General features: G+C 57.2%; 19 protein-coding genes. 10 read left to right on the top strand and 9 right to left on the bottom strand.

Translation table 11 applies throughout. The annotated features are described in order from the left end of the window. Positions 1–38 precede the first annotated feature (38 nt). Both HG264_RS07120 and HG264_RS07115 read left to right on the top strand, forming a co-directional pair. Positions 39–1,862, top strand: coding sequence for a DUF1302 domain-containing protein (locus tag HG264_RS07120; RefSeq protein WP_169407015.1), 1,824 nt, complete (start codon positions 39–41; stop codon positions 1,860–1,862). A 56-nt stretch (positions 1,863–1,918) separates the two neighbouring features. Beyond that, on the top strand, positions 1,919–3,280 hold the full coding sequence (locus HG264_RS07115) for a DUF1329 domain-containing protein (RefSeq protein WP_169407014.1): 1,362 nt from the start codon (positions 1,919–1,921) through the stop codon (positions 3,278–3,280). A 464-nt stretch (positions 3,281–3,744) separates the two neighbouring features. Here the strand turns inward: HG264_RS07115 and HG264_RS07110 are convergent, their stop codons facing one another. Beyond that, positions 3,745–4,794, bottom strand: a complete 1,050-nt coding sequence (locus tag HG264_RS07110; protein WP_169407013.1) for an AraC family transcriptional regulator — start codon at positions 4,792–4,794, stop codon at positions 3,745–3,747. Positions 4,795–5,061: 267 nt separating this feature from the next. Between HG264_RS07110 and HG264_RS07105 the strand changes: the two genes are divergently transcribed. The 4 genes from HG264_RS07105 to HG264_RS07090 all read left to right on the top strand — a co-directional run bounded on the left by HG264_RS07105 (position 5,062) and on the right by HG264_RS07090 (position 12,172). Further along, the gene (locus HG264_RS07105; RefSeq protein WP_169407012.1) at positions 5,062–6,972 is read left to right on the top strand and encodes a DUF1302 domain-containing protein; all 1,911 of its coding nucleotides are present in this window, start codon (positions 5,062–5,064) and stop codon (positions 6,970–6,972) included. 32 nt (positions 6,973–7,004) lie between these two features. Further along, positions 7,005–8,369, top strand: coding sequence for a DUF1329 domain-containing protein (locus HG264_RS07100; RefSeq protein ID WP_169409042.1), 1,365 nt, complete (start codon positions 7,005–7,007; stop codon positions 8,367–8,369). Between the two features lie 1,320 nt (positions 8,370–9,689). Continuing rightward, positions 9,690–11,021: a DEAD/DEAH box helicase gene (locus HG264_RS07095; protein WP_169409041.1), complete on the top strand. Its 1,332-nt coding sequence runs from the start codon at positions 9,690–9,692 to the stop codon at positions 11,019–11,021. 512 nt (positions 11,022–11,533) lie between these two features. Continuing rightward, positions 11,534–12,172 (top strand): transposase, encoded by a 639-nt coding sequence (locus HG264_RS07090; protein ID WP_169407011.1) that lies wholly within the window; start codon positions 11,534–11,536, stop codon positions 12,170–12,172. A 194-nt stretch (positions 12,173–12,366) separates the two neighbouring features. Here the strand turns inward: HG264_RS07090 and HG264_RS07085 are convergent, their stop codons facing one another. From HG264_RS07085 to HG264_RS07050, 8 genes are all read right to left on the bottom strand, one after another. Continuing rightward, positions 12,367–12,765, bottom strand: coding sequence for a VanZ family protein (locus tag HG264_RS07085; RefSeq protein WP_169407010.1), 399 nt, complete (start codon positions 12,763–12,765; stop codon positions 12,367–12,369). 258 nt (positions 12,766–13,023) lie between these two features. Further along, positions 13,024–15,111, bottom strand: a complete 2,088-nt coding sequence (locus HG264_RS07080; protein WP_169409040.1) for a YjbH domain-containing protein — start codon at positions 15,109–15,111, stop codon at positions 13,024–13,026. A gap of 25 nt (positions 15,112–15,136) precedes the next feature. Further along, on the bottom strand, positions 15,137–15,922 hold the full coding sequence (locus HG264_RS07075) for a capsule biosynthesis GfcC family protein (RefSeq protein WP_169407009.1): 786 nt from the start codon (positions 15,920–15,922) through the stop codon (positions 15,137–15,139). Further along, positions 15,919–16,578, bottom strand: coding sequence for a YjbF family lipoprotein (locus HG264_RS07070; RefSeq protein WP_169407008.1), 660 nt, complete (start codon positions 16,576–16,578; stop codon positions 15,919–15,921). The genes HG264_RS07075 and HG264_RS07070 overlap by 4 nt, the downstream gene beginning before the upstream one ends. 12 nt (positions 16,579–16,590) lie before the next feature. Continuing rightward, entirely contained in the window at positions 16,591–17,700 is a 1,110-nt protein-coding gene (locus HG264_RS07065) for a polysaccharide biosynthesis/export family protein (RefSeq protein WP_169407007.1), read from the bottom strand. Between the two features lie 79 nt (positions 17,701–17,779). Beyond that, positions 17,780–18,148 (bottom strand): hypothetical protein, encoded by a 369-nt coding sequence (locus HG264_RS07060; RefSeq protein WP_178102806.1) that lies wholly within the window; start codon positions 18,146–18,148, stop codon positions 17,780–17,782. Between the two features lie 88 nt (positions 18,149–18,236). Continuing rightward, positions 18,237–20,444 (bottom strand): polysaccharide biosynthesis tyrosine autokinase, encoded by a 2,208-nt coding sequence (locus HG264_RS07055; protein ID WP_169407006.1) that lies wholly within the window; start codon positions 20,442–20,444, stop codon positions 18,237–18,239. A gap of 29 nt (positions 20,445–20,473) precedes the next feature. Further along, positions 20,474–20,911: a low molecular weight protein-tyrosine-phosphatase gene (locus tag HG264_RS07050; RefSeq protein ID WP_169407005.1), complete on the bottom strand. Its 438-nt coding sequence runs from the start codon at positions 20,909–20,911 to the stop codon at positions 20,474–20,476. A 742-nt stretch (positions 20,912–21,653) separates the two neighbouring features. Here HG264_RS07050 and HG264_RS07045 point away from each other — a divergent pair. From HG264_RS07045 to HG264_RS07030, 4 genes are all read left to right on the top strand, one after another. After that, positions 21,654–23,060 carry an MBL fold metallo-hydrolase RNA specificity domain-containing protein gene (locus HG264_RS07045; protein WP_169407004.1) on the top strand — a complete coding sequence of 469 codons (1,407 nt, stop codon included), beginning with the start codon at positions 21,654–21,656 and terminating at the stop codon, positions 23,058–23,060. Between the two features lie 221 nt (positions 23,061–23,281). Continuing rightward, positions 23,282–23,788 (top strand): transcription/translation regulatory transformer protein RfaH, encoded by a 507-nt coding sequence (gene rfaH, locus HG264_RS07040; RefSeq protein ID WP_169407003.1) that lies wholly within the window; start codon positions 23,282–23,284, stop codon positions 23,786–23,788. A gap of 451 nt (positions 23,789–24,239) precedes the next feature. Next, entirely contained in the window at positions 24,240–24,449 is a 210-nt protein-coding gene (locus HG264_RS07035) for a type II toxin-antitoxin system RelE/ParE family toxin (RefSeq protein WP_256663803.1), read from the top strand. Continuing rightward, entirely contained in the window at positions 24,439–24,729 is a 291-nt protein-coding gene (locus HG264_RS07030; RefSeq protein ID WP_169407001.1) for a helix-turn-helix domain-containing protein, read from the top strand. The genes HG264_RS07035 and HG264_RS07030 overlap by 11 nt, the downstream gene beginning before the upstream one ends. Positions 24,730–25,143: the final 414 nt, after the last annotated feature.

Below are 25,143 nucleotides of genomic sequence, written 5' to 3'. Positions count from 1 at the left end.
AACGGGCTCGGTTGTTGCTCAAGACAAGGATAAAAATAATGGCAATTTCATTGGCTCCACGGCCTCTCGCCGCGCTCCCGCTCGCGATCGGTCTCGCGCTTTCCCCTATGTCCTTCGCCGCGACGTTCACGCTTGGTGGAATTGAAGGGCAATTCGACTCAGAACTTTCTATCGGTGCAAGCTGGGCGACCGAGGATCCGGAACAGGACTTCATTCACCCTGACAACGGCGGCCGTGCGTCGGCACGAACCACCGATGACGGGCGGCTGAATTACGAAAAAGGCGATGCCTTCTCCAAGATCTTCAAAGGCTCGCACGACCTCGAACTACGTGCAGGCAACACGGGCGCTTTTTTCCGCGGCAAGTATTGGTACGACTTTGAAACCAAGGACGGGCACCAGAACTTCTACGATATCAGTGACTCTGGCAGAAACCCTTTGCAAAAGGGCTCCGGTGTCGAGTTGCTGGACGCGTTCGTTTATCACAACTATTCGATCGGCACCAATCCCGGCAACGTGCGTCTCGGACGGCAAGTAGTCAGCTGGGGCGAGAGTCTGTTTATCGGCAATTCCATCAATACCATCAACCCGATTGACGTGTCCGCGTTCCGCCGGCCGGGTGCTGAGATCAAGGAAGGTTTGATTCCGGTGGAGATGCTGTATATCTCACAGGGACTGACCGCCAACCTGACCGCAGAAGCTTTTTATCAGCTGAAGTGGGCACCGAGCGTGGTTGATAACTGCGGCACCTTCTTCTCCACCAGCGATACCCTGGCCAAAGGTTGTAACGATCGGTTGGTAGTAGCAGGGTTGGATTTGCCCCACGGCGATCCGCTTTTGCGCACGGGTGGCCCCGCCGGGCTGGCGATGTATAACCCGCGCTATGACAAGGACCGGGAAGCCAGCGACAGCGGGCAATACGGCGTCGCGATGCGCTGGTTCGTTCCGGCACTGAACGATACCGAGTTTGGTGTGTACGCCATGAACTACCACAGTCGCACGCCTTCTTTCTCGGTTGTGCGTGGCTATGACACTGTTGCGCCTGGCGTGCCGGGCATAGACGGTGCACGGGGCGCAGGCGGTTATTTCCTTGAATATCCTGAAGATATACGTCTGTACGGCGTGAGCTTCCAGACCAGCATTGCCGGGGCCACGGTGGCGGGCGAAGTAAGCTACCGGCCGAACTACAACCTGCAGATCAATACGTCTGACCTTAGCCTGACCGCACTGCCCGGCGCGATTCTCGGCGGCTTTGACTACGGTGCGATCAGCCCGGTATTCAACAGCGAGAACGTTGGCCTGGCGCCGGAAGACGAAATCAACGGATATCGTCGCAAGGAGTTGTGGCAGGCACAGGTATCGGCGATTCATTTCATCGATCGCGTGCTGGGTGCGAGCCGCCTGGCGCTGCTTGGCGAAGTGGGCGTGAACTATATCGGCGGACTTGAAAGCGGTAAGGATGGCAGCACTCGCTATGGCCGGGACCCGTTGTTCGGGCAAAGCCCGATCAGCCCGCTAACGGGTGGCCTCTGTCTGGCGCATCAGCTTGATAATGCCGAGCGTTGGTGTGATGACGAGGGCTATGTGACCCGCACATCCTGGGGTTATCGAATTCGAGCTGGCCTCGATTACAGCAACGTGTTCGCCGGCGTGAATCTGTCGCCGAATATTGCCTGGTCGCACGACGTTTCTGGCTATGGTCCCAACTTTATCGAGGACGCGAAGTCGGTAAGCCTCGGTTTGAACGCTGATTATGCCAACCGGTACACAGCCAGCATCAGCTACACCAATTTCTTCGACGGAAAATACAATACTCTCAAGGATCGGGATTTTGCCGCTTTAAGCGTTGGCGTTAGCTTCTAGTTGAATAAATACAGCCATTTACCCGAGTGGCACCTTCATCGTTTGGAGAACGAAACATGCATTTTCGCAAAACAATAATTGGGGTAGGCGGGCTGGCTCTCAGCTTGATCGCAACGGGCGTGATGGCTCTGAGTCAGGACGAAATTGCTCAACTGGGCAATAGCCTTACCCCGATTGGTGCCGAAAAGGCCGGTAACGCCGCCGGTACGATTCCAGAGTGGACCGGCGGTCTCAGCCCGGAGGCCGGAGCCGAGCTGGAACGTGGTTTTCGGGACAATCCGGTCAAAAGCGAGCCGGAGTTCGTGATTACTGCGCAGAATTACAACGAGCACAAGGAGCATCTAACGCCTGGCCAGGTTGCGATGTTCGAGCGGTACCCGGACACCTTCAAGATGCCCGTCTACCAGAGTCATCGTACTGTTGCTTTTCCTGCTGACGTGTATGAGCAGGTCAAGCAGACCGCCGGCCAGGCCAGCCTGGTTAACAATGGCGACGGGATAGACAACTTTAGCCACGGCAGTTTCGCCTTCCCTATTCCGAAGTCCGGCGCCGAAGTGGTCTGGAATCACCTGACCCGTTATCGCAAGAACGTGGAGCGCAGTTATGCGCAGGCCATGCCACAGGTAAACGGCTCCTTCACGCTAATCAAGTTCCGTGAAGAAGCTGCGTATCCGCAGTTCATGCCTGACGTGAATTTGGAGAAGGCGGCCAATACCTTGCTGTATTTCAAGCAGCGGGTTGAAGCGCCGCCGCGTCTGGCCGGCAACGTATTGCTGGTCCATGACACCCTTGATCAGGTCAAAGAGCCGCGCATGGCGTGGGTGTACAACGCCGGGCAACGTCGCGTACGCCGCGCCCCCCAGGTGGCTTATGACGGCCCGGGTACTGCCTCTGACGGCATGCGTACCACTGATAACTTTTCGATGTTCAGTGGCGCGCCTGACCGTTACGACTGGAAGCTTGTCGGCAAAAAAGAGATCTATGTTCCCTACAACGCTTATGAGCTATCCAGCCCCGAGCTGAAGTACGACGATATCCTCAAGAAAGGGCACATCAATCCTGAACATACCCGTTATGAACTGCACCGGGTCTGGGAGGTGGAGGGCACGGTCAAGAGCGGACAACGCCATATCTACGCGCAACGTAATTTCTTTGTCGACGAGGATTCCTGGTTGATCACTCTGGCCGATCATTATGACGGTCGTGGTGCGTTGTGGCGGGTGGGCGAAGGTCACATCGCTCATGCCTATCACGAGCAATTGCCGGGCTACGCTATCGAAACCCTGTACGACCTGCTGGCAGGCCGCTACATAGCATTGGGTATGTACAACGAAGAAGAGTCAGCGCCGAAGTTTGGCACCTCGCCCTCGATGAACGAATTCACTCCAGCCGCATTGCGAGCCTCGGGCGTGCGTTAAAAGCTTTGGGGAAAGTGGTCGCGATGGACGCGATCGTTTGGGCATTGGGGCACCCGTGGGGTGCCCCTTTTTTACGTGTTCATGCTGAAGATGCGACGACCTGTGCGGCGAATGCACGCCGTACAAGGCAATGCCATCCTGGGGGTGTAGCGCGCCCGCGCTACGCCAAAGCCAGTAAAAACTCAGAGTCCGTTTGATAAGTCTCAGCGTTGCCCCATCGGCGCGTCCGAACGCGGCCCAAACCGCACGCCAACCCCAGGGAGCCCGTACAAGGCAATGCCATCCTGGGGGTGTAGCGCGCCTGCGCTACGCCAAAGTAGGGTAAAAACTCAGAGTCCCGTTGATAAGTCCCGCCGTTGCCCCGTCCGCGCGTCCCAACGCAGCCCGAGCCGCACGCCAACCCCAGGGAAGCCCGTACAAGGCAATGCCGTCCTGGGGGGGTAGCGCGCCTGCGCTACGCCAAATCAGCCAATCAAGCCCGTTGCCTTGCCCTGTAATTCACTGCGAAACGCCGTAGGGCTCATGCCTGTCCAGCGGCGGAATGCGCGCGTGAAGCTGCTTGGGTCGAGGAAACCAAGTTCAAACGCGATTCGGCCCAGGTTCAGCCGTCCTTCCTGAATAAGCCGCATTGCAAGCTCCATCCTGACCTCGTCCAGCAGCTTTTCATAAGTCGTCCGGGTTTCGCTGAGCTTGCGCCTTAGATGGCGAGGGCTCATGTTGAAGGGTGTAGCAACCAGTTCCTCGGAAATCTCCCGTTCGGAGACCAGAACGCGAATGCGCTGTTTCACTTGTTCGGCAAAATCCACATTAGGCAGATCATTCAGCATGTCTTCCAGGGCAAAATCGAGACGCCGACGCAGAAAGGCATCTGCCGAAGGCAGCGAATTACTCAACAAGCGCCGGTCCATGCGTACAGCTACTCGTTTCGATCCGAAGCGTACCCGACCGCCCATCAATTCCTCGCAGCGGCCGCGTTGTTTGTCGTGCTCTGTTGTCAGGCGGGTCTCCAATACCAGCGGATGTCTTCCGTCCTCCAGCACCTTCCAGATTTTCTGGCATTGCGCAGCGACGGACTCCAGGTGGAGAGCATGGGGTGTACCGCGCGGCTCGAAATACAGCGTCAGGAAATGTTCATCTTCGAGGGAAAACAGCTGAACCTGGGTACTGAAGACAGGCATGTAGCGAACCATGCGCTGGATTGCATCGCCCACCGTTTCGCTGCTGCTCGCTGCGAGGGTGAGGAGTTCGATGGTACTGGAATGATATCGGTTGCCCATCAACAGCCCGAAGGTGTCATCCTGAGTCAATCGGCCAGCGATATGCCATAGGCGATTCATGTCAGTCTGGCTGATCTGGGCAAGGCTTAGATCGCTGGGTGCGCAATGCGCCCGCAGATCTGCCGGGAGATCTCTTACGCTTTTACCGAAAAGCTCAAGTGTTTTACATATTCCCTGCGCCCAAAACGCCCGTTCCTGAAGCCTTTGGCAGGGTAGTGGGGGAAAAGACTGGTTCATTTGGTTGCCTGTTATTGTTGTTCTGAACAGCAGAATCGTCTTGGAAGGATGTAATAAAAAGTAATATATGGTTGGCCATTAGGCAAAAAATAAGAACAAAGTATTCCTGATATGTGATCTGTGTCATTCCAGCGGTGAATGTCCTCCTCAGTAAAAGAATCGGTCCCATTCGGACAAAACAAGCAAAAATGCCATGACAGACTAACCATCGATGCAGGGACCCATCCCCACCCGTGCATTCAAGGTTAAATCTAATGGAGCAGCACAATGACAAAAAAAATGCATGCCTGGACGCTTTCGGCGCTACCGCTGGCAATAAGCCTGGCCAGCCTTTCAGGAGCGGCACATGCGGTTAACTTCAATATTGGACCTATCGACGCACAATTTGATTCGCAGCTGTCGATCGGGGCGAGTGTCTCCACTGCAGACGCCGACGAGCGTTTCATCCACTTTGGTACCTCTGTCGACGGCGTGCCTCAAGGTGGCGAAGCCGTAGCGCGGACTAGCGATGATGGCCGTCTCAACTACGAGAGTGGCGACGTATTTTCCAAGATTTTCAAAGGCTCCCACGACCTGGAGTTGCGTTATGGAGATAGCGGCGCCTTCTTCCGTGGCAACTATTGGTACGACTTCGAAACCAAGGATGGCAGCCAGCGATTTTACGACATTAGCGATTCAGGTAGGCACCCGTTGCAGCAAGGCTCTGGTGTGCAATTGCTTGATGCCTTCGTCTATCACAACTACTTCATTGGCAATAATCCCGGCAACGTTCGACTCGGCCGCCAGGTAGTGAGCTGGGGTGAAAGTACCTTCATTCAGAATTCAATCAATTCGATCAACCCTATCGATGTCTCCGCTTTCCGCCGGCCTGGTGCTGAAATCAAAGAAGGATTGCTGCCCGTTGAGATGCTGTATCTGTCCCAAGGGCTGACGGACAACCTGAGCATGGAGGCCTTTTATCAGTTGAAGTGGGCGCCAACGGTGGTTGATAACTGCGGCACCTTCTTTGGCACAGATACTGCCGGTAGAGGCTGTACTGACCGCCTGGTTGTAGCGGGTCCGGACCGACCACAAGGTGATCCAACGCTGCAAGCCGGCGCATTGGCCGGTTTGGGTGTGACTGACTACATAGTACGTCTAAAAGATAAGGAAGCTAGCGATAGCGGCCAGTACGGTCTTGCGTTCCGCTGGTATCTGCCTGCTTTGAATGACACTGAGCTCGGCTTCTATGCGATGAACTACCACAGCCGTGCGCCTCTTTACTCAAATATCGCTGGCCGGGCGTTGGGGCCGAACGCCTTGGTAGGCGCCGGAGCGATACCAGCTGCTGCGTTGGCAGCTCCCGGTGTAATCGCACCAGTCGAAGGCTATCAAGGAGACTTGGGGCCGGCCGGGTATTTCTTCGAGTTTCCTGAAGACATCCGTCTTTACGGTTTGAGCTTCCAGACCTCGCTCGGTGGTACCTCCGTTGGGGGCGAAATCTCTTACCGGCCAAACATGCCCATGCAAATCAGTACCGGTGATATGAGCCGGGCCGCATTGCTGACAGCTGTAGTGCCGCTCGGCGGCGGGATCGCCGTACCCGGAAGCGACAACACCCATCGTGGCCTGGCCGGCAACGTAGACGCTGGAGATTACATCCAGGGTTACGAGCGTAAGGATTACATCCAAGCCCAGCTTACAGCGGTGCATTTCATCGACCGCATTTTTGGAGCAAGTCGTCTTGCCTTGGTCGGGGAAGTGGGTGTCGCCCACATCGGCGGCATCAGTGACGCTCCCGGAACGACAAAATATGGGCGTGACTCACTATTTGGCCAAAGCCCATTCGCCGATGGAAGCTGCTCATCTAACGATGGCGCTTCGCCAAGAGGCGCTAGCTGGTGCGAAACGGATGGCTTCTACACCAGTACCTCGTGGGGTTATCGCATTCGCTCGAGCCTGGAGTACAGCAACGTTTTCGCCGGCGTGAACCTCAGTCCGAGCTTGGCATGGTCGCATGACGTGGAAGGCTACGGTCCGAGCTTCCAGGAGGACGCAAAGTCTATCAGCGTCGGTTTGAATGCTGATTACGCTAACAAGTACAACGCCAGCCTGAGTTACACCAACTTCTTCGATGGCAAGTACAACACCATGGTTGACCGTGACTTCGCTGCGTTGAGCGTTGGCGTCAGTTTCTAAGAGCGCAACAGGAGAAAATAAAAATGAAGCGTATGCGAAAAACTCTATGTGGTGTCGGTGGTCTGGCTTTGAGTCTTGTTGCATCTGGCGTGATGGCGCAGTCATTAACTCAGGATGAGATCAATAAGCTGGGTAACGAGCTGACGCCAATCGGCGCAGAAAAAGCGGGCAATGCCGACGGGACCATTCCTGAATGGACTGGCGGTTTGCCCACCGATGCAGGGCGAGCGTTGGAGGATAACTTCTATGCAAACCCGCTTGCGAATGACCAGCCAGAATTTGTTATTACTGCGCAGAATTACCAGGAATACCGCGAGAAGCTTACGCCTGGGCAGGTAGCCATGTTCGAGCGTTACCCCGATACCTTCCAGATGCCGATCTACGAAACCAAGCGGACTGTCGGTTATCCTGAAGAGACCTACGAGCAGGTCAAGCGTACGGCCGGACAGGCCAAGCTGGTTAACGGCGGCGATGGCATCTCCGATTTCGCCCACGGCAGTTTTGCTTTCCCGATTCCAAAATCGGGCGCGGAGGTGGTCTGGAATCATATGACTCGCGCGCGTAGCAACGTCAAACGCTGGTATATGCAGGCCATGCCGCAGACCAATGGGTCCTACAACCTGATCAAGATGGAAGAAGAGGTTGGCTACCCGCAGTACATGGACGATGTGAATGAAGCAGAAGTGCCCAACACGCTGCTTTATTTCAAGCAACGTGTGAATGCCCCAGCGCGTCTGGCTGGTAATGTTCTGCTGGTTCACGACACGCTGGATCAGCTGAAAGAGCCGCGTATGGCCTGGGTATATAACGCAGGACAGCGTCGGGTTCGCCGGGCTCCTCAGGTTTCCTATGACGGCCCGGGTACCGCGTCGGACGGGATGCGTACTTCTGATAACTTCTCCATGTATAACGGCGCACCCGACCGTTATGACTGGAAATTGGTCGGCAAGAAGGAAATTTACGTCCCATACAACGCGTATAAACTGACCGAGAAAGGCGTCAAGTACGACGACGTGCTAAAGGCTGGCCACATCAATCCTGAGTTCACCCGATATGAGCTGCACCGTGTGTGGGAAGTACAGGGCGACGTCAAGCAAGGGCAGCGTCATATCTATGCTCAGCGTAACTTCTTCGTCGATGAAGACTCGTGGATGATTAATCTGGCTGATCACTATGATGGTCGCGGCACCCTGTGGCGTGTAGGTGAGGGGCATATCGCATTTGCCTACAATCAGAAGCTGCCTGGCTACGCCATCGAAACGCTGTACGACCTGCTGGCTGGCCGCTATATCGCTTTGGGCATGTATACCGAAGAAACGTCCGCACCTCAGTATGATTTCAAACCGTCCTACAACCAGTTCACCCCTGCAGCTCTGAGGGCCTCTGGTGTGCGTTAAGCAGTAATGTGATTTACCGTTTGGGTTTTAAGGGACATCTTCGGATGTCCCTTTTTTATGTGCGTTTCTCAAGAGTACGTGCGCTGCGGACCGCGCTCGGACTAGCCAATGTTCTTTGGGATGGTGTGCGGCTCTGGCCGCGTTCGGACTCGCCGATGGTTCCTGGGGTTGGCGTGCGCCTGCGCGCCGACAGGGTTTGGTATGACCTCGGCCCGCGCCCGTACGCACTGGCGAGTCCGAGAAGAGTTTCGTGGTTTAAACAACCTTGGCGTAGTGCAGGCGCGCTACACCCCTAGGTTGGCGCAGCAGCTTCGGACTGGATTTTTTCATGGGATCGGTGTGCGGCTCTGGCCGCGTTCGGACTAGCAGACGGTTTTCTGGGGTTGGCGTGCGGCTGCGCGCCGACAGGGTTTGGTATGACCTCGAGCCGCGCTCGGACGCACCGGCGAGGTCGAAAAGAGTTTCGTGGTTTTGAACAGCCTTGGCGTAGCGCAGGCGCGCTACACCCCCAGAGTGGCGCAGCAGCTTCGGACTGGGTTTTTTCATGGGATCGGTGTGCGGCTCTGGCCGCGTTCGGACGCGCCGACGTTTTCCTGGGGTTGGCGTGCGCCTGCGCGCCGACAGGGTTTGGTATGACCTCAGACCGCGCCCGGACGCACTGGCGAGGTCGACAAGAGATTCGTAGTTAAACAGCGTTGGCGTAGCGCAGGCGCGCTACACCCCCAGGTTGGCGCAGCAGCTGCGGACTGAGTTTTTTCCTGGGATCGGTGTGCGGCTCTGGCCGCGTTCGGACTAGCCGATGGTTTCCTGGGGTTGGCGTGCGTCTGCGCGCCGACGAGTTTGGTATGACCTCGGGCCGCGCCCGGACGCACCGGCGAGGTCGAAAAGAGTTTCGTGGTTTTGAACAGCCTTGGCGTAGCGCAGGCGCGCTACACCCCCAGGGTGGCGCAGCAGCTTCGGACTGGGTTTTTTCATGGGATCTGTGTGCGGCTCCGGCCGCGTTCGGACTCGCCGCTGGTTCCTGGAGTTGGCGTGCGCCTGCGCGCCGACGAGTTTGGTATGACCTCGGGCCGCGCCCGGACGCACTGGCGAGTGCGACAAGAGTTTTGTGGTTTGCACAACCTTGGCGTAGCGCAGGCGCGCTACACCCCCAGGCGGCGCAGCAGCTGCGGACTGGGTTTTTCCTGGGATCGGTGTGCCGTCGATATTGTTACGAGCAGCCTTTCCACGACCGATGCGCTACATCATCACCGTCAACGCTTCTACTGTTACACTGTCATCAATTACCATTCCGAAGATTCCAGTAGAGCGAAGCCTGCCTTGTTCACCGAATTAAACCTGCACCAACGCCTCCTTAAAGGCCTCGAAGCGCTGTCATTTGAAACGCCCACCGACGTCCAGAGGGCGGCGATTCCGGCTGCGATCAAGGGCGACGATCTGTATGTCATCGCACAAACCGGAAGCGGCAAGACAGCTGCCTTCGTATTGCCTATCCTGCAGCGCATTCTGAATGAAGAAGGACAGCCGCAAGCGCCGCGGGCGCTGATTTTGTCTCCGACTCGCGAGCTGGCCAGGCAGATTCTGCAAGACATTCAGAAGCTCGCGAGCTTTACCTTCATCAAGGCTGAACTGGTTATTGGCGGGGAAGACTTCAAAGTACAGGCGGCTAAACTGCGTAAGAACCCGGACATTATTGTTGCTACACCGGGCCGTGCGCTTGAACAACTGGGTGCCGGCGTGAATCTGGATCTGTCGCAGGTGCAGACGCTGGTCATCGATGAAGCTGACCGCATGCTCGACATGGGCTTCAGCGAAGACGTTATCAAGATTGCCGAAGCCTGCCCGGAAGCGCGGCAGACCATGCTGTTCTCCGCCACCAAAGGCAGCGCCGGTTTGCAGCGTCTGGCCAAAAGCGCCATGCGTGAGCCGGTGATATTGGAACTGGACAGCGTGCGCGACGATACGCCGGCAATCAAACAACAAGTCATGGCCGCAGACGACGCAACGCACAAGGAAAAGCAGCTGAAATGGCTGCTGACGAATGAAAACCCCGGCAAGGCCATCGTGTTTACCAACACACGTGTAACGGCGGATCGGTTGAATGGCGTACTGCGTGCCGACGACTCGATGCGCGTCTACGTATTGCACGGTGAGAAGGACCAAAAAGACCGCAAGCTGGCCATCGAACGCTTCAAGGAAGGCAAAAGCGGCGTGCTGGTAGCGACCGATGTGGCCGCACGTGGGTTGGATATCAGCGAGCTGGATCTGGTTATCAACTTCGACATGCCGCGCAGCGGTGATGATTACCTACACCGCGTCGGCCGCACAGGCCGTGCAGGGGCAGAGGGCATCGCGATCTCTCTGGTGGCACCGCACGAATGGAATCTGATGTCGAGCATCGAGCGCTATTTGCGGCGCAACTTTGAGCGGCGGGTGGTCAAGGAAATAGAAGGAAGCTTCAAAGGACCGAAAAAGGTCAAAGCCTCCGGCAAACCCGTAGGCAGCAAGAAAAAGAAAGACGACAAGAAGAAAGATAAAGCTAAAAAGCCCAAATCGAAAAAGCACGCCGGCCGGCGCAAATCATCCCCCGCGCCGGTTGGGCAGGTTGTGACCAGCGCAGACGGGCTGGCACCGCCTAAGCGGCGGGATTGAAGCGCTTTCTGATATTTCGGTGGTGCTCAGGATAATGGCGTAGCGCAGGCGCGCTACACCCCCAGGCTGGCGCTGCGTTGTATGAGTTATCCCGGGGTTGGCGTGCGGCTCGGGCCGCGTTCGGACGCGCCGACAAGGTGGTCCGCATTTGGGCGTGCCGACGTGGTCGGTGTCGAAGCCCGGTGTTATCGCATAGATTGGCGTAGCGCAGGCGCGCTACACCCCCAGGCTGGCGCTGCGGTTGTGGGCTGGCTTCTCCCTGGGGTTGGCGTGCGCCGGCGCGCCGACAGGGTGGTCCGCGCTCGAGCTAGCCAACGAGGCTGAATGGCAAGTCGGGGCGCTGTTTGGGCGCGCTGATAGATTGAGCTTCTCACGCTTGAAATAGATCTTCGCTCCGCCATAGAGCACCGGGATCTAGTCCACAACACGATTTCTGAAACTGAGCATAAGCTCGCGTCACTCGCAAACCTCGCTTGCTAACCTCGTCTTTCTAATAAACAGGGAAGATGATCATGCGCTCGAACCGCGAGCCCACCGATACCTCATGGAAAGGTTGGTATTACTCCGGCTCCGCCCCACATCGCGATGACCCGCACTGCATTCAATTTATTACCTTCCGTTTAGCCGACTCGATTCCCCAGCATTTGCTTCGCGAGCTAGCGCGAGAGTCGAAGACGCTTCCTGAGTCCGAACGCGGCAGCTACCAGCGCAGGAACATTGAGCTTTGGCTGGATAGCGGGCTTGGTTGTTGTGCTTTGCGTAACCAGAAGATGGCTGCCGCGTTGGAAGATGCCTTGAAGTATCACCACGGGCAGCGTTATAGGCTTATTGCGTGGTGCATTATGCCGAACCATGTCCACGTGCTAATCGATACCTGGTATTCATTGCCAAAAATCGTCCAAACATGGAAATCGGTGACTACGCGGTGGATGTTCTTAAACAATGATCGATTGCGCTTGAGAGTTCCCACTCGTAGCTTATGGATGCGGGATTACTGGGATCGTTTTGTACGTGACGAGCATCATTTCCGGACGGCTGTTGAATATATCCATCAGAATCCGGTTAAGGCTGGGCTGTGTCGGACCGCAGCGGAGTGGAAGTGGTCTAGCGCATATTCCGAAGGTTCGTGGGGCGATCAAAGCATGGCGTAGCGCAGGCGCGCTACACCCCCAGGCTGGCGTGGCGTTGGTAGACTTGCGTCTTACTGGGGTTAGCGTGCGGCTCGGGCGGCATTTGGGCGTGCCGACGTGGTCGGTGTCGAAGTGCGGTGTTATCGCTGGCGTAGCGCACGCGCGTTACACCCCCAGGCTGGCGTTGCGAACCTGGATGGGCTTTCCCCGGTGGCTCAAGCCCTTGAACTGCTCGGATGAAAGCGTTTGCGGCTCCAGCTGCGCCACGCCCAGATCATGGCCAGTCCTATCGCTACGCCAATGCTGTTGGCGTACAGATCGTAGACATCAGCGCTGCGTGTTGGGTGGAAGGATTGCACCATCTCTACTGCCAACCCCACAGCAAACATCAGCACAAAACGCACCCACCATTCCCATCTGGGATGCCCGAGGTAGCTCAGCAGGGTACAGGCGCACAGACCGCCGGCGTGATAGAGCACTGCCATACCGTTGAAAGCTACCGGTGGCGGCGTAGGGCGCATGCCGAGAAACATACCGAGACAGACCAGCGCGTAGAACATGATACGGAATGCCGGACGCCACCGGACCCAGCGTCGCATTAACCTAAACCACATATTTGCTCCATTTTCACACATAAGTCCGGCCATGCAGTTCTGCACGTCGCCACATGCGATGCGGTGATTCGATAGGACGACAAATCATTTGTTTGGCTGCGGACCTGGTAGGAGGGGGCGACCTCGCCGCGACGGCGTCCGCAGGGCGCCCCGATTTTGTGCAGCGATATCGGCTAGCCTGAGAGCCAGTGTCGCGGCGTTGATTCGGCGACTTGGTCGACATTCCGGAAAAATCAGCCGAAGCATCCCTTTTCCCACTCATTCCAGAATTCGCTCAAACCCTTCGTTAAACCGGTCGGTATTGCGCGATTCGGTCATGTCATACAGTTGATGGTATCGAGCCAGGCGGGCGCCGCCGTCGCGGGTAAGCGGATTCCAGGCGATAGTACCGTGCGAGGTGGAGGATCTGGCGAAGAAGGCATCGAAGGGAAAGGTGAAGTAGATACCTTTGTCGAAGCTGCCTTCACCGAAATCCTCCGAAGGCACGTCGGTTTTAGTCGCCCAGGCCCCAATGGTGATGCCGTTATTGAATCGACGGGAGAGCTCCAGCGTGGCGCCGTAATCGCCTGCCAGATACCGCCCCACACTGCCGCGCGCCAATACATTATAAAAGTCGGTCTGCAGGTAGCCGGTCATGTGGCCTGTCCAGACTGAGTAATCCTGGAAGCTGAAATCCTGCCGGAAGCCGCGCTTTTTCACCCAGTTCGCATCAACACCCACCGCCCAGTCAGAGCCATGTGGACGTAGCAATACTTCGCCACCGACACCGCCAAACATGCTCTCGAGCAAACCGGCATAGCCCATTACAAACAGGTCGCTACCCATGCGCTGGGTCTGGGTGTATTGCAGGCGCTCAAGCACCACGTCCGAGGTGGTTAGATATTCGCGAATGTTGGTGCGTACGCGGGGCAGTTTGCTGGGCGCGTCGTACTCGAATCTGTCAAAGTTATTCAGCAAATCCACGCCGACACTGCCATCCACCCAGGCATTGCGACTGAACCGGTATTCGCCACTAGCCCGAGCTAGAAGCTGATAGAGAATAAAGTCATCCGGGCCGCCCACGTTCTGGTTGTAGCCCAGCGAGATCCCGGCATCGAACCTGTCGAGTGGCTCGCGGTGTACCACGTCCTTGCTCACCACGCTAGGCATGGCATTGACCGTGGTGCGGCGCATCTGCTCCAGCGTGAGGCGATTTTCTTCAAGTGCATGCAGCCGATCAGGGCGGATACTGCTTTCGCTGGTTTCCATACCCCGTGGCTTGTTAACCAGCGTGTACCAGTCATAGGTCCCTTCACCGAGGCTGTTATCCAGCACGCGCGCCGCGCGGCCGAGTCCCTTCGCTTCCTCGCGATAGGTAGTCTGGTTCCCGGTAACGATGACTTCACGATCCTTGACCGCAATCTCTTCAACGGCAAAACCGGCATTGTCGCGTAGACGGTTGCTGACATCCTGCCAATCCACTTGGCTGGCCGTTACGCCGGCCGGGAGTTCGTGTTTTGGCTCGGGCGCTGGGTCCAGTACCTTGGGCGGATGCGAGCCGGTCTTGAGATTGGTCGAAAAACTGATCCCGAACATCGCAGTATTGCCGCGTTCCCAGCCCGCCGTTAGATCTATGCCTTCACTGAGCCGAAATACCGCAGCCAGGTTGAGGGGTGAGTCCTGATCCTGATTGTTGCGTTGGGGCTCCGATTTATAATCGTTGCCCTCGACTTCCGCCTTCAGGCGAAGACGATCCCAGGGCGTCTGATATTCAACGCCGCCGAATACGCCCACGGGGCCGCTGAAGAATGCGCTGGTGTTGAATTCGCCGCCCACTTCGCCGGTTGAGCCGGCGCGTTGCTCGTCGCGTAATCCGAGGTCGGCCAGGGGATTGCTGACGTCGCCGCGATTACCGATATATCCCCATGCAACACCTAGGCTCAGGTCCAGGTCGTAGAAGCGTTTGTTGGCCACCAGGAATTCGCTGGAAAACAGACCGGTACCACCCATATCCCGAAAGCCCAATGCTACTTGCGGCAACCAGTAACTTTCTTCCCACAATCTGAACTTGGCGTCGATGGCTTTATCTTTCAGACTTTGGCCCGTCGACGAAGCAGAATAGTCGCGGTTGGTAATGGCGATATACCGAATATTCGTCTCAAGCCAGGGCAAGGGCTGCACCGAAATGCTGTAGCGGCTATAGGGCGAGGTGCGATTGGCGTTGAAGCTGAAAGCACCTTCAGGCGCCATGCGAGCGGTCGGCGTTTGTAAAAGGCCAACACCTCCAAAATCATGCTGAGTTGTACGATAACGATCCGCATGGCCGACGGCAGGCCAGGCGAGACCCGTCAGTACCAGAGGAATCACCAGCGACCTTTTGAATATTACGTTGTTACTCACCAAAACGGCCCCCGAGCTGATACTGCGTCGCCATGAATTCAGCAAGCTCCTGGTTCAGATCTGATGTCTGGGCGGAAAGCTGATTTGTTCGAATCGGCACGTAAATCATGGCGCCCACCGCCACGTTGGCAGGCTCGGCATTCCAATGGGCGACGCCTTTGCTATGCAGCGTACCGTCTGGCTGGATGACATATACCGTGTCGCGATCCGCCACAGGTGAGGAGGCGCACTGCTTCAGGTAGTCGACTGGCTGGTGCGCCGGCACAAAGGCCAGCTTGCAGTCCTGCTCAACTGCGCCAATCACTGTGACGTGGTTCGGTCGGTGGGGGTAGAGAATGCGGTCGCCGGCTTCCAGCAAGCTGTCATTAGCTGGAATCAGCTGTTGCAGCGGGTTCAGTTGCGCGTTCACTCGGCCTGTCACTGGGAGTGGTTCGATCGCTTGTATCAGCCGATCGACCAATGCTTCCAGCGCCGGATTTTCGTCCGCAACCGCATGTACGTGGTTAATCCGCAGATCAAACAGCACGCCAGCTTTAAGACGCACTTGTGGCTCAACCGCCGACTGACGCAGCAAGGCAGCACCCAGCGGCCAGGCATCGCTACGCACTTGTGCGCTGCTCGATGCATCATGCAGCCGAGCGCCCTCGGAGAGTGAATAAGTTCCGGGGGCGAGCACAACACCGCTGATCTCAACAGTCGGGGAGGCGCTTTGCGCGAGACAGTTGAGTGATGCGCCCAACCCGAGCAAAAACACCAGGGGTTTTGCAAGACGCCTCATGGCTGCCCCACCGACTGAGTCAGCTCGACCAGGTGCACGGGCGGAAATCCGGGCGCCAGATGCTGCGCGCTGACCAGCACATTTCCGGTGTCAGGGTCGAACCAGTAATGATTAGTAGCGCGGAAGGAGATACTTGGCATGCGGATAATCTCGTCCATGCGTTGCAAGGCGCGCTGTTCACCCATGATCTCCAGCGTCTCGACCGGGCCTTTGCGATATCGGGCATGCTGGGGCACGCTAGTCAGATAACGCCCCGGAAAGTCCACCAGGCGCGTTACTTCCACATCCTCTGGAAGAGCGCGTAGATCCTGCAGGAAGGGGTCTGCCACGGCGAGCGGTGCAATGATGTCGGCTTCATCGGGTAACCCGGCGGTCTGAATCAATCGGCCGTTTTGCGTAACAAGCGCCTGACTCCGGCCATGCCATTCAGCGACACCATCGTTGCGGGCGGCCAGCACCAATAGCGCTTCCGACTGCTTCAAGCGCGCTGAAAGCGCGGGCCGATCAAGGCTGTTTACATAGTCAGCCGTAATGATCGACTCAGGCCCGCTTATCGCGAGCCGAAGCGTCTCGTAGGAAGAGGATGCGACCGACGTGCAGCCGCTCATCAGTAACGCCGCGGCGGCAGACATGCCCGCAAGTAGAAGGACCTTCAATTTCCGATCCCCTTAGTTGCGGTTTGTCATGTCTTCATCAATTTCGAGTGTGGTGCGGAAGATATTCGCTGAGGGGAACAGTTGGCTGATGAAGCGGTTCCAGCGAGTGATCCCTGCAGCCCCGACAAACACCACATCCTGCGGCTGCATCTCAAAGCGTTCGGCCAGAATGAATGAAGCAGGTGACTTCGCGTCCAGCTGGAATACAGTTGCCTTCTCGGTCTCGATATTCTCAACTCCGCGGATCACGTATACCTCGCGTCCACTGGACGTCTCAGGCGACGGGCCGCCGACAGTCGCCAGCACTTCGCTCAGGGACATGCGGCTGGTGCGGTAGGGCAGGGCACGAGGAGTTTTCACTTCGCCCATCACGAATATCTTGCGATTGTCATTCAGGCCCAGATGCAGCTTGTCACCAGCGCGCATATACACGTTACCGATCTCGCTTGGCATGCTGGTGAGGCGGTCGTAGTCCAGCTCGTAGGTGCGCCCTTCACGGGTCAGCTTCAGGCTGGACAGGTCGGCGCGCTCCGGATCAATACCGGCCAGACCCACAGCTTGCAACAGAGTAAGTTGCTGAGCGTTCACTGGCAGATAGCCCGGGTTCTGGAATGCGCCGCTGACGATGATCTTCTGGCTGTTGTATTCCATTACGTTTACATCCACCTGCGGCTGCTCGATAAAACGAGCCAGGCGGCTGGCGATGATTTCGCGTAGCTCTTCCAGCGTCAGACCGGCAACCTGAACGTTGCCGATGAAGGGGTAGAAGAGGGTGCCGTCATCACGAACGATACGCGCGTTGGCGGCGTCGGTCTGTTGGTTACCACCCGGGACCGTTAGCTCGGGGTGATCCCAGACGGTGATAAAGAGCGCGTCGTTGGCGCCTATCCGGTAATTCTCCGGCTGAAAGTTCAGCAGCTCCTGCGGGATGGTAAGACGCCGGGCGGCCGTCTGGTCCTGGGCAAGCAACTTGGGCGTAATTTCTACTAATTCCACCATGCTGCTTTCGGCAGAATCCTGGCTCATCAAATCGTTCTTGTCCATATGCATGCCAGGGGAGAACACGCAGGCTTGAAGCAACAGAATGGACGCCCCCAGGGCGGCACGTGGAATTAAGGTCATGAGCAGTCTTTCATCAAGGATAAGCAGGAATGAAAAAGCCACTCAGAGTCGAGTGGCCTGTTCAGGCGGCGACCAACTATCAGTTGGTGCCGGTAGTGCCAGTAGTGCCAGTAGTGCCTGTAGTGCCGGAGCTGGACCCGCCGCCACCGCTGGAGGCTGCGGCTGCGGCCGCGCCGGCTGCTGCTGCGCCAACGGCAACGGTAGTCAGGCTCAAGCCGCCAATAGTGGCACCGCCAACGGCTGCCGCGCCGGTACCTGCCGCTGCGCCTGTAGCCGCAGTGCCAGTAGCGGTAGTAGTCCCAGTAGCGGTGCCTGTAGCCGTAGTGCCCGTGGCGGTGCCAGTAGTGCCGCCCGCTTCAGCTGCTGCGGCTTCTTCAGTCTGCGCAAAGCTCATGCTGGATGCCAACAGCAAACCGGTAGCCATCATCGCCAGTGCTTGCTTCTTCATTATTCTACTCCCTGTCATGTAATGCATTCGATTATACGCAGATCGCCATGCCGGGGAACCCCGGACGGGTACTGCCTCTAACCCGTCGTCAATTGGTTTCGGATTTATATTCGTACTGATAATAGCCGTAATTACCATAGGCCGATGCTTTCTTCTCGATTGCGTTGAAGATCGCGCCTTTGATCTCAATACCGTTATTGCGGAACCGCTGCAAGGTCAGCTGGATTTCCTTTGCCGGGCTCATGCCGAAGCGGGTTACGATCAGACTTGTGCCGCAGAAGCGACCGACCAGCGCCGCATCCGTTACAGCCAGGATCGGTGGCGTATCGACGATGACCATGTCGTAGTGTGCACTGAGGTACTTGATCAGCGCCTCGAAGTTGGCGTGCATCAAAAGCTCGGACGGATTCGGAGGAATGAGCCCACGCGAGATAACGTGCAACCCTTCAACCTCAGTCTCATGTACTACCTGTTTGAGCGTATGGGTTTTTGCCAGCAAGCCGGACAGGCCTATATTGGGGTCCGCCCCAAGTAGCCGGTGTATGTAACCCTTGCGCATATCGGCATCAATCAACAGCACCTTCTGACCGGCCTGGGCAACGACTGCAGCCAGGTTGGCGGAAACAAAGGATTTACCGACCTGTGGGCTTGGGCCGGAGATCATCAATACGTTGTTCTTCGATTCCAGCATGGCGAAATGCAGGCTGGTACGCAGGCTGCGCAGTGATTCGATGGCGAGATCCGCTGGATTGGTCTTGGCGAGCAGCGCGTGGTGGCGACGCCCCCCTTTGCTCGTGCCGCTGCGTTCCAGCACTTCCTGATCCTTGCTTAGCGGAATGCTGGCATATACAGGCAGGCCCAGCTGTTCGATCAAGTCAGGGTTTTCGATACCGCGGTTCAGCGCATGCTTGAGCAATGCAATCGCCACACCCAGCATGCCGCCAAGCAGGGTAGCCAGCACAACGATCAGCGGCTTCTTCGGTTTGACTGGCTGGGTTGTGTCCACCGCTGCATCATCAATGATGCGCACATTGCCCACGGTGCCGGCGCGCATGACGTCCAGCTCCTGGCTCTTGTTGAGCATCTGGGTATAGATCTCGGTGCTAACCTGCACGTCTCGCGCTAAACGCAGTAATTCCTGCTGGGTGTCCGGCAGCTCTCCAATACGGCTGAGAATTCTGTCACGGCGCTCTTCCTGCTGGGCAATCTGGCTCATCAGTGCCTGATAGCTCGGGTGGTCGGCGGTGAATCGGCGCTGGAGTTCTTCCTGACGAAGGCGCAGTTCAGATATAGCGGTTTCCAGCTCAACGACCTGACTCAGGTATGACTGGGTCTCGATACTGATATCGACCGAGCCAGCGGACGCCTGGTAGGCGTTCAGTGCTTCTTCGGCGCGTTCCAGGTCGCGACGCACCTGTGGCAGCTGATCCTGCAGGAACTCAAGGCTTTGCTGGGCCTCGGCGGACTTGCGTTCGACATTCTGGCGCACATACAGACGGCTCACTTCATCAAGCGTGCGCATAGCGTGTTCAGGTTTAGTGCTTTCCAGGCTCAGAGACAGGATGCCGGAATCGCGGCCCTTTTCACTTGCGCCGATAGCTCTTTGATAAGCAAGCACAGTGCTCAAGCGATTCTTTTTCGATACCAGGAACTCCGTGCCGGGCCGTGCAACCAGTTCAGCGATCTGAACCTTGAAGCCGTCCGTGACAACGGCTTCGCCGACTGCACCGGTCAGCAGGGGAGAGCCCTCACCGTCAAGCAAGGTGTAGCCGTTATCCGTTTCGGCGCGCAGGGTCAGGGCTTTACCCACGTAAGCGGCCGGCACCTCAAGCTGGAATACATCGAGCTGCTCGCCGCCCCAGGCGTAGCTGTCAAAGCCCAGTAACGCATCGGCAACCGGGGCGTCGGCGCTGGGGCTGAAGCGACGATGCACGAAGGGGCCGATTACGGGGAACAGCTTGGGTTCAGCCACAACCGTCAGCTTCAGGTTGTCGACCGCCTGACCAATAACAGTGCGGGACTTCAATAGCTCGATTTCAGTGACTGCCGGCGAGGCGGTGGATAGCAGATCGCTTTCGCCCAGCAGGCTGCTGATACCAGCCTGCTTTTCTTCGATCTGAATAACGGCCGTAGCGACATAAACCGGTGTGGTGAGCAGAGCGTAGGCGATACCGATGACCGCAAACAGCCCCGTGCATGCCGCAATGATCCATTTATGATCCAGGAGGGCGCCTAAAAGGGCTAAAAGATCAATTTCCCCGTTGTTACGCTCCGGGGAGGCGACAGCATTTTGCATCGGCTTCTTCTTTCAGTAGAGATGAACGTTCACTTCAGATAAGGCAGCCAGGCATCGGCTGCCTTTTCTAGAATCTTGTATACATGCACAAAGGCGGGGCGGGCCTGGCGGTATGGATCAGGCGCTTCGCAATTGTTCAGCCAGCGGCCGAACAGGAAAGTCTTGCCGCGGGCTTCAGGGGCAAGTTTGTAAACCGATTGTATGTGTCGGTTTTCCATAACCAGGATCAGGTCTGCTTCGCGGATCATCCTTGCGCTGATCTGCCGTGCGCGGTGCATCGGCAATGAAAGCCCCGCTTCAGCCATGACGGCCGCAGCGTTCGGCTCAACCGGTTTGCCAACCAGAGCGCCCAGGCCGGCGGAGCTTACCTTGATGTTCCGGCCTTCAAGCCTGTTTTTCAGCAGGGCTTCGGCCGTTGGGCTACGGCAAATATTGCCAACGCAGACGATCAATATCGAGTCAAACATTCAGGTAGAGCCATCCGAGGTTAGCGCAGGGTGGGCAAACACGCCCGCAACTCTAAGTACATACACCGTCCGGGTCAATACTGTTTCGCAAAGCCTTGGCAGTGTAGTCAAAGTCTTGACTAAAAAAGCCAAACCGCCAATTCCCGACAAAGCATGCGGATATAGGTATCGTCTGGTTCGAAGGCTTTGTCTCGGTTGATAAGCAGCACGCCAACCGTTCGTCAGCTGGCGATGCGAGTTGTAACGCGCTGAAGCCACATCGCTCGCGATTGGCTGCTAACAGCCAACGCCAGTTCAGCGCCAGTGCACACCCCCTGGGGGTGTAGCGCCCCTGCGCTACGCCAAGACCTCAGAGCCACACCAATCCAGAGCCCAGAACGCCGCCCCCTGGGGGTGTAGTGCGCCTGCGCTACGCCAAATCCCGCAGTCACACCGATCCCGCGATCATGAAGCCGAACGGCCCGCAGCATTGACCTGACCCTCGTCGGCGCGCAGGCGCACGCCAACCCCAGGTAAAACCCGTCGGCGCGTCCGAATGCGGCCCAAGCCGCACGCCAACCCCAGGTAAAACCCGTCGGCGCGCCCGAATACGGCCCAAGCCGCACGCCAACCCCACGTAAGCCCGTCAGCGCATCCAAATGCAGCCCAAGCCTGGCATCGCCCCCCTGGGGGTGTAGCGCCCCTGCGCTACGCTGATTCTCCAGCTACACTCCAAGCTCCCCAAGCAAAAGGACTTGCTACCATGCCAACCGAATACCCCTATATCCAGCACCACGGCGCGGTAAAAGGCGTCACCGGCTCCTGCCATCAGTTATGGCTTTCCCCAACCGCAAGCCTGCTCATTGATTGCGGCCTGTTCCAGGGCGCAGAAACCTCAGGCAACGGCGCAGACGCCAACAACCTCAACGTCGAGTTCAGCCTGGACTCCGTCAAGGCGCTAATAGCGACCCACGTACACATCGACCACATCGGCCGCTTGCCCTGGCTTATTGCCGCCGGCTACAAGGGTCCGATTCACTGCACCGAACCCTCAGCGCTGCTCATGCCCACCGTCCTGGAAGACGCCTTCATGGTCGGCATCAAGCGAGATGCCAATCTGGCAGACCGGTTCGTCAGCCTGGTAGAGCAACGGTTGCAAGGCCACCCCTATAAAACATGGGTGCCCCTGATAGAAGAACCCGAGCTAACCTGTCGAATCCGCTTCCAAAGGGCAGGGCACATACTCGGGTCTGCCTACATCGAGTGCGATATCCACTATCCCGCCACCGGCCGCAAACGCCGCATCGTATTCTCCGGCGATCTCGGCGCACCCCATGCTCCAATGTTGCCGGCACCCAAACCGCCACATCGCGCGGACGTAGTCGTGCTCGAAAGCACCTACGGCAACCGTAACCACGAAAACAGGCGCACCCGCCAGGCCCGCCTGAAACAGGTATTGGAGCAAGCCTTGTCAGACGGCGGCACCGTACTGGTCCCAGCCTTCAGCATCGGCAGAACCCAGGAACTGCTCTATGAGTTGGAAGACATACTCAGTACCGGAACCTGGCGGAAGCTGCCGATCATTCTCGATGCTCCGCTAGCCACCAAATTCACCGCCCTGTACCGCGAACTCAAACCCTATTGGAACGACGAAGCCCTCAAGCGCGTCAGCCAAGGCCGCAGGCCTTTAACCTTCGACCAACTACTAACCACAGAAAGCCACGCCCAGCACCTCGCCATGGTCAACCGTCTCGCTCACACCTTTCAGCCTGCGATCGTTATCACCGGAAGCGGCATGTGCAACGCAGGCAGGATTATCAACTATCTGAAAGCCATGCTCGGCGATCCCAGGCATAACGTGCTTTTTGTCGGATACCAGGCAAAGGGCACGCCCGGCCACGCTATCCAGCAATATGGGCCCACCGGAGGCTATGTCGATCTGGATGGCGAGGTCTTCGATATAAAAGCCGGGGTCCATAGCATCGGTGGCTACTCCGCTCACGCTGACCAAGCCGGATTGGTGCAGTTTATAACCGGGATGCGCCATGGCCCTGAAGAGGTGCGGTTGGTGCATGGTGACAGCCAGGCCAAGCAGATATTGGCTGCCAAGCTGACCGAGCAGTCACAAACAAAAGGCCGCCAGGTAAAAATAGTCATACCGTCACAATAAAATCATGAGCCGCCGCGCCGCCAGCAAACTGGCTGGCCTGAGAGTAGTGGCATTAGGCGGGCACAATACCGCTGATCAAAATCCAAACCTTCACATCTTGTAACCTTCAGTAATTCGACAGTAATATGCCGGCCTGTCGCACGGCGCCGTTTCTTTGGCTCGACCATTAACGTGCAGGTAATCAATGCGCAGTCACCGGCTGACGCCGGAAGCAGGACAGGATGCCTACTAGCATTACTAATCCGCAGTGGTACGTTGTGCAGTGTAAAGCGAGGCAGGAAGCCCGCGCTGAGGACAACCTACGCAACCAGCACATCCCTTGCTATCGCCCTGTGCGAACAGTGGAGGCGATTCGTCACGGCAAGCGCGTGCTTATAGAAGAGGCGCTCTTTCCTGGTTACGTATTTGTGCATTTGTGCCGCCTGACTGACAGCTGGCACACCATCCGCTCCACCCGCGGCGTACTGCGCCTGGTTGCCTTCGCGGATACGCCAGTGCCAGTCGCCCCTGGCCTGATTGACCAGATCAAACAGCGCCTGGCCGACACAACAGACCAGCCCCTGTTCGAACCCGGCAGCCCCGTCACGTTGACCGAAGGCCCGTTCAAAGACCTGGACGCCATCTTCAGCAAGGCGGACGGCGAAGAGCGCGTGATTATCCTGCTGAACGTACTGCAGCGCCAACAGGCCCTCAGCGTTCCGTTAAAAACCATCAGGCCAGCAGACTAAACCGAATAACTGACATATAGACGGACTAACCTCCGTCCGGCTCCGCCATTGCCTATGCATTCCCAGGCCCGCAGAGTCAGAAAAAACTTGAAGTACTGTTCTCAAGAAACCAACAGAAAATCTTGTGGCGGTAGCGTGTCTGAAGACGAATAAGCAGCACCGCACGGGCAAGGTTTTTGTGGGAGGGCCGCCCTCGGCGCGACGAACCGCCGGGACGATGACGTCCGAAGGACGCGCAGAGGCTGGACAACCCAGGCGTCCTAACGGACACCATCGCGGCGAGGTCGCCCCTCCCACAATTAAGCTAAGCACAGTACCAATCTGTAGGAGGCCCGACTCGGGGCGATGCAAGCAACTCGGCCTGTCAGCAAGAATCCGCAACCATGGAATGTCGAGTTCCATCTCGACCAAAACCAGCCAGCAGCACGGGCCGTCACCCCGGGGACCATGTTTGACGGCTCACACTAAAGCAATGGGGAATGGGCTGTTCGAGCTTCGTGCCAAGGCAAAAGAAGGGATTGGGCGAGGCTTTTTCTGCTACATGGAAGGTGAGCGCATCATGGTACTTCACGCTTTCGTGAAGAAAGACCAGAAAACACCCAAAAAAGAACTGGAGCTTGCGAAAGCGCGGCTTCAAGAGGTGAAAAAACATGAGTCTTAACGCACTTAAACACGAAGCATTCAAAAACGAAGCTGTCCGCGCCGAGTACGACAATCTCGCCGACGAATTCGAGCTCATCGATCAGCTGACCAGCATGCGTTCAAAGGCTGGGCTTACCCAGGAACAACTGGCAAAGCGCATCGGAACCGCAAAAAGTAATATTTCCCGACTGGAGCGAGGCCGCGGCAACCCTAGTTGGGAGACGCTGAAGAAATATGCGCATGCGTGCGGCTTCCGGGTGAAGCTAGAAGCCGTCGAAGACACCGGCAAGATCGCGTAGCCCCAACGCGAAATACGGCGAGATGAAAACCAAAGACTTCGACAAAAAATTCGATGAAGGCTCGCAGGACATCGTTGATGATCTTGATCTGTCGACTGCGCGACGAGTGAACCAAAAGCAAAAGCGCAGTACCGCCCCCGACAGGACAACATCAGGAGCACCAAAAAAGTAGCATTGATTTTTGTAGGAGGGCCGCCCTCGGCGCGACGGCGTCCGAAGGACGCCTTGGGTGGTTAACCAGAGCATGCAGCACCAGAAAACCAAAGGCGTCCAAACGGACACCATCGCGGCGAGGTCGCCCCTCCCACAATTGATCCGAGCACGATACAAATCTGTGGGAGGCCCGACTCGGGGCGATGCAGGAAACTCCGACCATCAAACCAAACACGGTACCAACCCGTGGGAGGCCCGACC

This window comes from Pseudomonas sp. gcc21, from assembly GCF_012844345.1.
Lineage (GTDB): Bacteria > Pseudomonadota > Gammaproteobacteria > Pseudomonadales > Pseudomonadaceae > Halopseudomonas.
The sequence above is the reverse complement of the archived record's forward strand: the minus strand, read 5'-3'. Positions and strand labels throughout refer to the sequence as shown.